Source organism: Corynebacterium sp. TAE3-ERU30, from assembly GCF_019209925.1.
Lineage (GTDB): Bacteria > Actinomycetota > Actinomycetes > Mycobacteriales > Mycobacteriaceae > Corynebacterium > Corynebacterium megadyptis.
Genome location: NZ_JAHUTO010000002.1, coordinates 485,806 through 497,644, shown reverse-complemented (window position 1 = coordinate 497,644; position 11,839 = coordinate 485,806). Strand labels below are relative to the sequence as shown.

The window sequence follows — 11,839 nt, the reverse complement described above, 5'->3', positions numbered from 1 at the left end:
GCCAATGATTACCATCCATGTCGACTTTAACTCGACATTTCACGGTACCGATCGCCAAGGGAAGAGGGAATGGCCACCGTCCCCGGCTCGGCTCTACTCTGCTTTAGTGGCGGGCTGCCACAACGCGCAGCTGTCTGATTCCACTACCGAGGCTATTCGCGCGGTACTTCGAGAAGTGGAGCGCAGCGCCTCGCCCGATATTTTTACTGGGCAGTATCGGCTCCCAGAAGCCGATTGGACTGATGTATTCGTGGCGAAAAAGCCCTCAAGGTTGCCTCGGAAGTCTGCTTCTGTGGGCCAATTGACGAAAATGCAGGCAAAAAGAGCCGCCCGGCTTCCAGAACCGGTGCTCGCCACTCGCGTGACGTACGTGGTAGACGTTTCTTCGGAGCATACGGAGTTGCTCGACAAAGCTGCCGCAGCAGTCGGCTACTTCGGCACGTCGATGGACGGCTGCATCATGAAGGTCGTAGAAGGCGATGATTCCGGCGCAGTAGAAAACGCCCAGAGGTGGGTGGGAGTGGAGAACCCAGCCGGCCAGGTGCGCACGTGGCAGCCTGGGTTCGGGGCAGCACTGGATAAAAGATTCGAGGAAGAGCATCAGCTTGGAGCTCATGTTCCCACAGTGCCCGCGCGTCAAGTTTCCTACCTTCCAGATCATCGCGATCCGCAGAACCCAGATAACGACGGGTGGATACCGCTGACGTTTAACCGGACGGTGAAGGACACGAGGAGAATCTCTGCTTCGTTGGACCATGTACGATCTGTCGCTGGTTGTAATGGTGATGTATTCCCGTTGGTAAACGCTGATCCGGAGCACGGAAACGGAGCTCTCATGGGGGTAGCCGTTCGCGGAATTCCAGCCGCCCACCGGTTGCTGCAAGATGAGAAACTCGGATTGCGTTATGACCCAGCCGATCGTCGAGTATGGACTCGATTGAGCAGTTATTTTGCTGTGTCTCGACGCTGGCGTACGGCGGTACCGATCTATGGTCCCGCCGACCGAACAGTGGCAGCAGCCTATCTCGAGCACTACGCGTCGAAGGCGGGAGTACATCTCCTCAGCCATCAAGCAACCTCGCCCAGACTCAAGGGCTGCGCGCCGATGAGTATGCCTTTTCATCCACGTGGCTTCGTTCCTTACGCGGTCACCGTGGAGACACCCACACCAGAGCTTCGACCTACGCTGACGATGGACTCGCTATTTGTTCCCGTCGGCAACATTGGCACTAACACAGGAGATGATGACTAATGGGAGATGCCACGATGTTTCCGAGCTTCGCGGAGTTCTTCCATGGGGTCCATGGGGTGCCGCCTTATCGGTGGCAGGAAGAAGCGGCGAACTACGCAGTTCGCACGGGTCGACTTCCCCTCATGATTGATGTTCCTACAGGCTTAGGAAAAACGGCGTTAGCGGACGTCTGGGTGTGGGCGCTTGGCCGCGCCACGGCCGCAGATTTGCCTCACCAGCTGGGGCAGCGCTATGTCCATGCTGTTGAACGACGAGCGGTCGTTGACGGGGCGGACGCTCACGTTCGTCAGTTGCAACGGGCATTACTCGAGCCATCCACACCGGCCCTTCGCATAGTCTCTGATGCCTTATTGCTGCTTGCTGCTGAAGGAGCCGAGCCACTGGGCGTCACGAGTTTCCATGGATCTCGGCGTGACGACCGGACGTGGCTGGATAGGCCCCGTGGTGCGACCATCATCACCACCACCGTTACCCAGCTAGTGCTCCGAGTATTGGGTCATGCTCCCGGCGTGACTCCCAACACCGCGATCATTCACACTGGGTTGATTAGCCACGATGCTGCGTGGGTTGTCGATGAGCCGCATCTGTCGACCGTTATGGTCGACACGCTTCGGCAAGTATCGACGATGGCAAACACGACGCTGACGTGTCTCGGCGCCACCATTCCCGACCATCTCGTTGATGTACTTGATCCCGATGCGGAGGCCACTATCCAGTTTCTTCCCGAGCAGGAAACCTCCGGAGCACTGGAGAGATACAATGCACCGCGTTTAGCCTCGATCGTGTGTAGCACGGCGTCTTCTCCCGTCAAGGAATTAGTAAAACAGGCTGCTCGCGCCCATACGGAAACCTCACGCTCCATTGTGTTTGTGAATACCGTGCAGATAGCCTCCGATGTGGCGGCGGCGCTTGCTAAGAAGCTTCCGAAGACGAAGGTTCGGCTGGTGACCTCTCGTGTACGTATGGTCGACCGTGACGAAAAAGACCTTGCTCCGAAACCTGGGGAACTTGTCGTGTCCACGCAATGCCTCGAGGCGGGTGTTGATTTTGAGGTTGATCTACTTGTCACCCAGGTGTCTGCGTGGCCCTCGCTCGTGCAGCGCATGGGTCGACTCAATCGTTATGGAGGTTCAGCCAACCCGCAGGGGATCCTTGTAGTGCCGAAGAATAACCCAGACAAAGGAAGCCAAGCGGTCTACGGTGAGGACATCTTAGCCAACGTCTGTAGTGGCTTGCGGGCACTACCTAATGGCGCCGACTTCTCGTTAGGCGGTATCCCTTCCTTGAAGGAAGCTGTTCTGGGTGACAACTCCGCTTGGCCGGAGCCAGTACGTATGGGACAGATGGACGCAGAGTACGCAGCCCTGATGCTCGTCGCTCCCGCTCCGCATGCCACGTCTCTTTGGCTGCGTGGCCTAGACCAAGAGGAGGAGACGGCTCCTGTCGCTGTGTTGTGGAGAGATGTACTTGATGAAGAAATCCTAGAGGCAGCTCCTCCGACACGCGGTGAGCAGCTTGAACTTTCGATTCACCTCGCCCGAGGACTTGCCGCAGGCCATTGGAACGGAGAGATGGCCGATACTGATGATGCTGACAACGGCTACAAGCGAGCGAAGCGTGAGCCCACCACCACGACACGTGAGCGACTGGAGAAGATACGGATCCGGAAGGCGGAGGGATGGTGCATCCCCCAGTCCTTATGGGATATAGCTCCTGGATCAACGATCGTTTTGCATACCAGCCTAGGGGGATATCTCCCAGATAGGGGAGTGTGGGTCAGTGATGCCCCAGTCGAGGATGTTCACGCATCCACTGGGGAGGTTGAGATCATTCCACTTCCCGAAGAATGCGCGGAGATGACGCCGCAGCAGATTGGACGACATTTGGACCGTTGGGTGGTCTGCGTTAGCGATAAGTTTGTGGTCTCTCGACCGCGCGAACAACAAAAACGACGCGAAACCTCATCGGGGATTCTGACACTCGTCGATCATTGCCGTCAGACATCGGGACTGGCCGAGCAGTTCATTGCGCCCTCGAAAGCCGAGTCTTCGCAGTTAAAGGAAACAGTCGTCCAAGCCGCGGGGCTGCATGACCTCGGAAAGGCGCACCCCTCATTTCAGGCATACCTAGGGGCGCAATCAGGGGATTGTCCATTAGCAAAATCCACCGGTCGGAATCCTCTTCCCCGCGACATCGCTAACCCAGTCGATCATGCTACCCATGGTGCTCGCATTGTCGCCGCCTACTGTCCAGAGAACCCCCTAGTGGCGCACCTTGTTGAGTCCCATCACGGCTACCGTGGAACGGCCAATTACCTCGACTTGTGCGGCGACAATCCGTGGTTCCTAGCCTGGGCCGAGACAATGGTCCGGTTGGCAGATTGGAAAGCATCCGCGGAACCGGATCCCCATGCTCTGGGGCCGGTGACGATAGACGATGCGCTGCTGGACAAGGCCTCCCACGATATTGACGATCCTGCCCAGCCTTTCGTTGACCTAACCGGACTCGGAGGTAGTCGCGTTGGCGCATGGTACGCAACGATCGGAATCGCCTGCGCGGCGGAAGAAGTGACTGGACGCGAAGTCTCATTGAGCTGGCCCGAAGGCTTAGCCGCTCCTCGTCTGCACGGGGTTTCAGACTCCGATCTACCCGCAATTGCAGCTTGGTTCACCGAGGCTTTTGTGCCAGATCTTGAACGGTGGGAAGAGGACCTCCGCTCGGCGACTAACGGACTGCTTACTACCAAAAACCATCGGTGCATCATCCCAGACCTGAGGAATGGAGTTGCATGTGCCCACAACGCAGCCAAGGGAAACCGGGTTTTGAGCAAGGTAAGTAAGCATCTGTTTTCAGCGAACATGCCGCTGTTGGATGGCGGTAAGACAGAGCTATCTGGAGGGTGGCTTGCCGCCAATGGCATCGTATTTAAACGAATCCAGGACGCCCCTCCCGTCAGCGTTGAGATGATGCTTCACGCTAGTAAAGGATGGCAGACCTCCCCAGAGCTTGGAGCATCTGACCATATTCTCGACCGGCTCTCGGATACAGCGCCCGACACGGTAAGAGTAGAAGAATATTTACCTATTGCCGTGGGCATAGCCGTGTCAGGGCGCCCATTGGCCCAACACGGAGTTGCTCATCTCAAAGGCCGAAAGAGGTTTCTTCCGCGCCCGACATATCCAGTAAGTTTATGGACTCTAGAAGTTCTATCGAGGAGACACCGTGGTTCTGGCCTGATAGCGGAGGAGGTGACGCGCGGGAAATTTAAGACTGTTGCTCCACCGGCCGTAGTTTAGTTCGTTCAAGGCGAATAGAAGTTGAATCTATACGCCGTGTTTGCTCGCTAAACCTGCTGTTCGCAGAGTGTTTTTCCCGCACGCGCGGGAGTGGACCGGATCAAAGCATGAAGAAAATCACGACTTTTGCGTTTTTCCCGCACGCGCGGGAGTGGACCATAACGCGATGATCACTGATAACGCCCACGTCTAGTTTTTCCCGCACGCGCGGGAGTGGACCGAGATCGAGGCTCGCGGCCCAGAGTGGCAGGCCGTTTTTCCCGCACGCGCGGGAGTGGACCGTGCGGTCAGTCGGATACTAACCCGCCGAAGCTGTTTTTCCCGCACGCGCGGGAGTGGACCCTGCGTAGGCGGGGTGCGCGGCGGCACCGGATAGTTTTTCCCGCACGCGCGGGAGTGGACCCCGCGCACCCGCCCACATCACCGAATCGGGCTTGTTTTTCCCGCACGCGCGGGAGTGGACCGGTCCGTGACCACCATGGAATCGCGCCGCTGGGGTTTTTCCCGCACGCGCGGGAGTGGACCTCGCTGACTGGAGCATCGACGCCGAGGGACGAGGTTTTTCCCGCACGCGCGGGAGTGGACCCCACTTGGACCCACGCGGGCCGGTCTCACCGCGGTTTTTCCCGCACGCGCGGGAGTGGACCCATCTGGATCGCTTGATTTTGCTTCAGCAAGGAGTTTTTCCCGCACGCGCGGGAGTAGACCGGCACGGCGGCGCTTTATGGCGGCGGCGTAAAGGTTTTTCCCGCACGCGCGGGAGTGGACCGTCGGCCCCTACCTCGTCCGAGAATACGAGCGTGTTTTTCCCGCACGCGCGGGAGTGGACCCGCCGAGCGCGCAGCGAGCCAGCCCGCCGCCCTGTTTTTCCCGCACGCGCGGGAGTGGACCCAAGGAGGAAACATGAAGGACTACTACAAGGTGGTTTTTCCCGCACGCGCGGGAGTGGACCTACGCCGGGCTTCCCCGTGCCACGCTCCTACGCGTTTTTCCCGCACGCGCGGGAGTGGACCCGCGATCGCGGCGCGGCCCTCGATCAGCAGGTGGTTTTTCCCGCACGCGCGGGAGTGGACCTGTCCCGTATAGCTAGCTTGGCAGCCCCTGTAAGTTTTCCCGCACGCGCGGGAGTGGACCCTGTTCGAGCAGATTGAAGGCAAGGTGGATTGGGTTTTTCCCGCACGCGCGGGAGTGGACCGGGCTACTGCAACCTGCTGCACAAGCGCGCCACGTTTTTCCCGCACGCGCGGGAGTGGACCGCAGGAGTACATCCCGTGGCAGGAGGCCGCGGAGTTTTTCCCGCACGCGCGGGAGTGGACCCTTGCGCGGGAACGGGAACATGCCCAGCGCAAAGTTTTTCCCGCACGCGCGGGAGTGGACCCGTTTTCCCGCACCGCCAGTACGCGGCCACGTAGTTTTCCCGCACGCGCGGGAGTGGACCCGTTTTCCCGCACCGCCAGTACGCGGCCACGTAGTTTTCCCGCACGCGCGGGAGTGGATGCAAGCTCCTGTGTTTGCCTAGAAATCCAGTCGAGTTTGCCGAGTTCACCAAAAATGTGACCCATTGTGGAGCGTAAGGGGCATCGCAGCGCAAGGTGTCCATCTGTCGCGATTATGCTCAGCTGTCACCTCGTTGAAAGCATGCATGAAGCATCGTTTCCTGAAGCGGTTGTGCCTTGGCGGCGATGCTGATCTGTTCCTTGTAGCTTGTACGTCTGTGACAGGAATCGGTTGCTTGGCACTGAAGACTCTTTCTTACTGTGGTCGGGGTGCATATGGGCGGCCACCGATTACCGATCTAGATCTGAATACCACTTATCTAGTGATGTCCCAGTCCAGTTGAGTGGTTTTCCAGAGCGTTTTAGGTAAAAATTTGATCCCTCCCGCGTTAACTATGCCGTGGTCGTAGCGATACTTCGTTTGGGCTTCAGCCTAGAGTACGGCGGGTGCCGTTTTCAGAAGTGCTTGAATGGGCTGGTAGAGGAATAGGTGCGGCCCTATCCGCCTAGAAAGAAACCTCGACGCTCTTAACTGTGACAAGCTGCGTATTTGCGTGGCTCTATCTGCCGAGCATGGCCCGCCCTAGGGCGCCCCCGTTTTCACGCGTGTCAAGAACCGCGACCATACTCCATCTTTATGCTCCGGAGTCCAGGGCTTCTTGGGTTCGCACTATATCTGCGCGTGCTCTCTTCTGCTCTGCTACAACGGGACGTGCAACGTCCATTCTCAATCGATATCCGCAGCATGCGTGGCTACCTAGGCCGTATGTGCGGGGACGTGGTTTGCCGCGATTACTTCAGGTTTTGTTGCTATGTAGGTAGTGATTTTCATGGTGGGGGTGATCCTCGCCTGTTGTTGGTTTCTCGTGTTGCTGCCCGCGCGGCGGCGCGTGGCATGATGGAGGGCGTGTCTGTACCAGCCCTGCACCTCGTTCTGGGCGAGGAGGAGTTCCTCGCCGAGCGCGCCCAGCGCGCGGTTACTCACGCCGTGTCTGAGCAGGCCGGCCACCCAGTGCCGGTGACTAAGCTGCGCGCGGGTGAGGTGACGACGAGCGAGCTCATTGAGCTGCTCAGTCCCTCCCTCTTCGCCGAGGAGCGGGTGGTGGTGTTCACCCATGCCCACGAGGCAGGGGAGGAGGCCGCGAAGCTGCTGCTCGAGGCGGCCGTGGACCCGGCGGAGGGCATCACGCTGATCGTTGTGCATTCTGGCGGCGGACGGCAGAAAAAGATGGCCACCAAGCTGGCGAAGATCGCCACCGTGCACGAGGCCCATAAGGTCAAGCGCAATGAGCTGCCGAGCTTCGTTAACAAAGAGTTCCGCTCCCATGGGGTGCGTCCCACCCCAGATGTGGTCACGGCCGTGTTGGAGGGCGTGGGCTCGGATCTTCGCGAGCTTGCCAGCGCCGTGAGCCAGTTGGTCTCTGACACCAATGGCGATGTCACCCTACAAGCGGTGCGCGCCTTCTATTCCGGGGTGGCGGAAGTCTCGGGCTTCGATATCGCGGATCTGGCCTGCGCTGGCCGCGTGGAGCGGGCGGTGGCTTCTACTCGCCGCGCCCTGCAGTTGGGCGTGTCGCCGGTGCTGATCTCTGCGGCATTGGCCAACTCGGTGGGCGCTATCGCTCGGCTGTACTCGGTGCGGGGGCGCATCAACGGCAATGAGCTGGCCCGCGTGGTGGGGCTTCCGCCGTGGAAGGTGGAAAAGGTGGCCGCGGCCGCCCGCCGCTGGAGCAGCCGTAATGTCAGCGAGGCCGTCATCGTGGTGGCCGAGCTCGATGCCGCGGTGAAGGGCCAAGGCCTCGAGCCCAATTACGCCGTGGAATTCGCGGTGCGTCGCATCGCAGAATTGGCCCGCTAGGTACCCTCCACGCTCAGCACCCCCAAGACCCAAAAGAGGGCGGGCATGAAAAAACCGCGCCGGGCCAGCGAGTGCTGGTGGCGCGGTAAGGCAGAAGGCTACTTAGCCCTCCATCTTGTTGAAGGCGCGAGCCATATTGGACTTCTTGTTCGCAGCGTTGTTGCGGTGGAACACGCCCTTGGACACAGCCTTGTCCAGCTTGCGGGAAGCAGCGCGCAGCTGGGCCTCAGCGGCAGCCTTGTCGCCGGACTCGACGGCGGCGCGGAACTTGCGGATCTCGGTGCGCACGGCGGAGCGCACGGACTTGTTGCGCAGACGAGCCTTCTCGTTGGTCAGGATGCGCTTCTTCTGAGACTTGATGTTTGCCATGGTCTAGAACCTCTTTATCGTTGGCGGAAACGGTATGGTCACTGTCAGCCACGTTCGCGCTGGTATAAGCCGTGCCCGCACCATTCTGGGCGGGCGCGTGGGGCAGGGAGGTGAACTCAAGGTACTGAACACCTAATGCGCCACTCTGGCTCGGCGGCGGCCACGGGGCATACTGCCTGCAGGCGCCGCGCGCGCGAAAATGAACAACTCGACACACTCTAGCAGGGCGATGAAGGCCCGACCAAACAGTTGCTAACTCCAGCCAAACTCGGAGCGCAGGCGGTGGGCGATTTTTCCGAAGCGCCGCCGCGGCAGAATCGCCCCTTGGCGCCGGATTCCGAGCTCGGAGGCTTCGATGACGCGGTCGATGCGCACCCAAGACTGCTCGCCGGCGAGATCCCAGTTGCCCGAGCCGATATCGAGCCACGAGGGATCGTTTTGGTGTTCGGGGTTGGAGGAGATGAGGAGCCCTAAAATGGTTTGTCGGGTGCGTCCCACCACCACGAGGGCGCGGTCTTCTGGCTCGGAGGTGGGTTCGGTGCGCAGCCACACCCACACCACTTCGCCCGGCTCGGCTTGGCCGTCCATGTCTGCTGCGTAGTAGATATTGCGGGAGAGCACGCGGCTGTCGTGCACCAGTACGGAGGTGGCGGCGCGCAGGCGGCGCAGATCTTCGTTGGTTTCGCTGCCGGATATGCCGAGGCGTTCCCGTACCGTGGCGAGGGTATCGTCGAGGTCTTCATCGCTAGGGGGCTGGAATTGTTCCGCGACATAGCACACCGAATCCCGCAGCGAGGAGGCGATGGCGCCGAGTCTGTCACCCATGCTTGCCCAGTTTATACGCCGTTGCCGTGGGCGTCGATACGGCTCAGGTAGGGTATGAGGGGCTAAAACAGGGAAGGTTGAGATATGGCTATCAATTGTGCGGAAACTACGTTCACGGATCCGGCGCAGATCCGTAATTTCTGCATCATCGCGCACATTGACCACGGTAAGTCCACGCTGGCGGATCGTATTCTGCAGCTGACGGGCGTGGTGGATGCGCGCGATATGCGTGATCAGTACCTCGACAATATGGATATTGAGCGCGAGCGTGGTATCACCATCAAGGCGCAGAACGTGCGTTTGCCGTGGGTGCCGCGCACCGGCGCGCATGCCGGCGAGAACATTGTGCTGCAGATGATCGACACCCCGGGCCACGTGGACTTCACTTATGAGGTCTCCCGCGCCTTGGAGGCCTGTGAGGGCGCAATTTTGCTTGTCGACGCCGCCCAGGGCATCGAAGCCCAAACCTTGGCGAATCTCTATCTGGCGATGGAAAACGATCTTGAGATCATCCCTGTGCTCAACAAGATCGACCTTCCCGCCGCCGACCCGGAAAAATACGCCTTCGAAATCGCCCACATCATCGGCTGCGAACCCGAGGAGGTGCTGCGGGTCTCCGGCAAGACCGGCGAGGGCGTCGAGGCCCTGCTGGATAGGGTGTGCGAGCTGGTGCCCGCCCCTGCCAGCGAGATGCCGGATTCCGCGCCGGCGCGCGCCATGATTTTCGATTCGGTCTATGACACCTACCGCGGTGTGGTCACCTATATTCGTGTCTTTGATGGCCGCCTCGAGCCGCGCCAGAAGTTGAAGATGATGTCTACGGGCGCCACCCACGAAACCCTCGAGATCGGCGTGATGAGCCCGACGGCGAAGAAATGCCAGGGCCTCGGCCCGGGCGAGGTGGGGTATCTGATCACGGGCGTGAAGGATGTGCGTCAGTCCAAGGTGGGTGACACCGTCACCTGGGCCACCGGGGGTGCTGAGAAGCCGCTGCGGGGCTACCAAGAGCCCAAGCCGATGGTGTACTCCGGACTATTCCCGATCTCGCAGGAGCAATACCCCGACCTGCGCGACGCTTTGGAGAAGCTGCAGCTCAACGACGCCTCGTTGACCTATGAGCCGGAGACCTCGGTGGCGCTGGGCTTCGGCTTCCGCTGTGGCTTCCTCGGCCTGCTGCACATGGAGATCACCCGCGATCGCCTCGAGCGCGAATTCGACCTGGACTTGATCTCCACCGCGCCGAGCGTGAACTATCGCGTGGTCGATGAGGCGGGGGAGGAATCCATCGTCTACAACCCCTCGGATTGGCCTTCGGGCAAGCTGCGGGAGGTGTGGGAGCCAATCGTGAAAACCACGATTATCATCCCCGCCGATTTCGTCGGCCCCACCATGGAGCTGTGCCAGTCCAAGCGCGGCCAGCTCGGCGGGATGGACTATCTTTCCGAGGACCGCGTCGAGCTGCGCTATACGATGCCGCTGGGCGAGATCATCTTCGATTTCTTCGACACCCTCAAGTCCCGTACTAAGGGCTATGCCTCCCTCAACTATGAGGAAGCCGGCGAGCAAGAAGCCGATCTGGTGAAGGTGGATATCCTGCTCCAGGGTGAACCAGTGGATGCCTTCAGTGCCATCGTGCACCGCGATCACGCCCGCACCTATGGCAATAAGATGACGGTGAAGCTGAAGGAGCTGATCCCGCGCCAGCAGTTCGAGGTGCCGGTGCAGGCGGCGATCGGCTCGAAGGTGATTGCGCGTGAGAATATTCGGGCGCTGCGCAAGGACGTGCTCTCGAAGTGCTATGGCGGCGATATTTCGCGTAAGCGCAAGCTGCTGGAGAAGCAGAAGGCCGGTAAGAAGCGCATGAAGAATATCGGTTCGGTATCCGTGCCGCAGGAGGCCTTCGTGGCGGCGCTATCCACCGACGAGGGAAAGTAGCGTCCCCCTAGCGACGTCGAAGGGTGCGGGGCCAGAGCAGTAACTCTGGCCCCGCACCCTTAATTTTTCGAGGTGGGATGCTGGCTACCAGCTGGTGGGGTCGGTCTTGCGGACCCAGCCGATCACGGCATAGGTGATGGGCATGACCACGATCTCGATGGCGGTCTTCCACAGGAAGCCGACGATGGTGTAGTTGAGGGCATCGCCCCAGGTGGTGATGCCAATGACGGAGGCGGCGATGGCGCAGAAAATGATGGTATCGGCCAGCTCGCCCACGACGGTGGAGCCGAGCAGGCGCGACCAGAGCCGCTTCTGGCCGCTGCGCTTTTTCATGGTGGCCAGCACATAGGAGTTGAGCAGCTGGCCCACCAGATAGCCGGCGAGGGAGGCGACAACAATCTGCGGCACCAATCCCAGAACCGTGGCGAAGGCCTCGTCGTTCTCGTAGAAGTCCGCCGCCGGCAGCCAAATGGCGATATAGAAGGTGATAATGGCCAGCACGGCGGTGCCGAAGCCGGTGAAGATCATCCGGCGGGCGTTTTTAAAGCCGTAGCACTCGGTGAGCACATCGCCAATCACATAGGCGAGCGGGAAGAGGAAGAAGGCGCCGTCGGTCACCAGCGGGCCGATGGTCACGCCCTTGGTGGCGGTGATATTAGAGAGCAGGAATACCGCGACGAACACGGCACCGAAGATGGGAAACAGCGAGCGTTGTGGCATGGGGCCACCGGAGTGAGTAGCGGCGGCGGAGGCTGTTGGCTCCGCCGCCTGCCCAGATGCGGGCGTCGTAGATGAAGTCATAGCCAAG

General features: G+C 60.2%; 7 protein-coding genes and 1 CRISPR repeat array. Of the genes, 4 read left to right on the top strand and 3 right to left on the bottom strand.

Going from position 1 to position 11,839, the window contains the following annotated elements:
- The first annotated feature begins 4 nt into the window (after window positions 1–4).
- The 3 genes from csb2 to holA all read left to right on the top strand — a co-directional run bounded on the left by csb2 (window position 5) and on the right by holA (window position 7,902).
- Window positions 5–1,252: a type I-U CRISPR-associated protein Csb2 gene (gene csb2, locus KR227_RS05190; RefSeq protein ID WP_218364136.1), complete on the top strand. Its 1,248-nt coding sequence runs from the start codon at window positions 5–7 to the stop codon at window positions 1,250–1,252.
- Between the two features lie 122 nt (window positions 1,253–1,374).
- On the top strand, window positions 1,375–4,548 hold the full coding sequence (locus tag KR227_RS05185) for a CRISPR-associated endonuclease Cas3'' (protein WP_218364134.1): 3,174 nt from the start codon (window positions 1,375–1,377) through the stop codon (window positions 4,546–4,548).
- A gap of 69 nt (window positions 4,549–4,617) precedes the next feature.
- A CRISPR array of direct repeats spans window positions 4,618–6,046; the repeat unit is 28 nt; unit sequence GTTTTTCCCGCACGCGCGGGAGTGGACC.
- An 896-nt stretch (window positions 6,047–6,942) separates the two neighbouring features.
- Window positions 6,943–7,902, top strand: a complete 960-nt coding sequence (gene holA, locus KR227_RS05180) for a DNA polymerase III subunit delta (RefSeq protein WP_255441649.1) — start codon at window positions 6,943–6,945, stop codon at window positions 7,900–7,902.
- 102 nt (window positions 7,903–8,004) lie between these two features.
- Here holA and rpsT read toward each other — a convergent pair whose 3' ends face one another.
- Both rpsT and KR227_RS05170 read right to left on the bottom strand, forming a co-directional pair.
- A complete protein-coding gene (gene rpsT, locus KR227_RS05175) occupies window positions 8,005–8,271 on the bottom strand; it encodes a 30S ribosomal protein S20 (RefSeq protein ID WP_077940495.1) in 267 nt (88 codons plus the stop codon).
- 252 nt (window positions 8,272–8,523) lie between these two features.
- Window positions 8,524–9,096 (bottom strand): type II toxin-antitoxin system PemK/MazF family toxin, encoded by a 573-nt coding sequence (locus KR227_RS05170; RefSeq protein WP_218364132.1) that lies wholly within the window; start codon window positions 9,094–9,096, stop codon window positions 8,524–8,526.
- Between the two features lie 84 nt (window positions 9,097–9,180).
- On the opposite strand from KR227_RS05170, the gene lepA reads away from it, so the two are divergent.
- A complete protein-coding gene (gene lepA / locus KR227_RS05165) occupies window positions 9,181–11,031 on the top strand; it encodes a translation elongation factor 4 (RefSeq protein WP_151549304.1) in 1,851 nt (616 codons plus the stop codon).
- Window positions 11,032–11,115: 84 nt separating this feature from the next.
- Here the strand turns inward: lepA and KR227_RS05160 are convergent, their stop codons facing one another.
- A complete protein-coding gene (locus KR227_RS05160) occupies window positions 11,116–11,832 on the bottom strand; it encodes a queuosine precursor transporter (RefSeq protein ID WP_218364131.1) in 717 nt (238 codons plus the stop codon).
- Window positions 11,833–11,839: the final 7 nt, after the last annotated feature.

Excerpts from the sequence above, each read along its gene's own strand:
- csb2 (WP_218364136.1), top strand. The coding sequence starts at position 5 with ATGATTACCATCCATGTCGACTTTAACTCGACATTTCACGGTACCGAT.
- KR227_RS05185 (WP_218364134.1), top strand. The coding sequence starts at position 1,375 with ATGATTGATGTTCCTACAGGCTTAGGAAAAACGGCGTTAGCGGACGTC.
- holA (WP_255441649.1), top strand. The coding sequence starts at position 6,943 with ATGGAGGGCGTGTCTGTACCAGCCCTGCACCTCGTTCTGGGCGAGGAG.
- rpsT (WP_077940495.1), bottom strand. The coding sequence starts at position 8,271 with ATGGCAAACATCAAGTCTCAGAAGAAGCGCATCCTGACCAACGAGAAG.
- KR227_RS05170 (WP_218364132.1), bottom strand. The coding sequence starts at position 9,096 with ATGGGTGACAGACTCGGCGCCATCGCCTCCTCGCTGCGGGATTCGGTG.
- lepA (WP_151549304.1), top strand. The coding sequence starts at position 9,181 with ATGGCTATCAATTGTGCGGAAACTACGTTCACGGATCCGGCGCAGATC.
- KR227_RS05160 (WP_218364131.1), bottom strand. The coding sequence starts at position 11,832 with ATGACTTCATCTACGACGCCCGCATCTGGGCAGGCGGCGGAGCCAACA.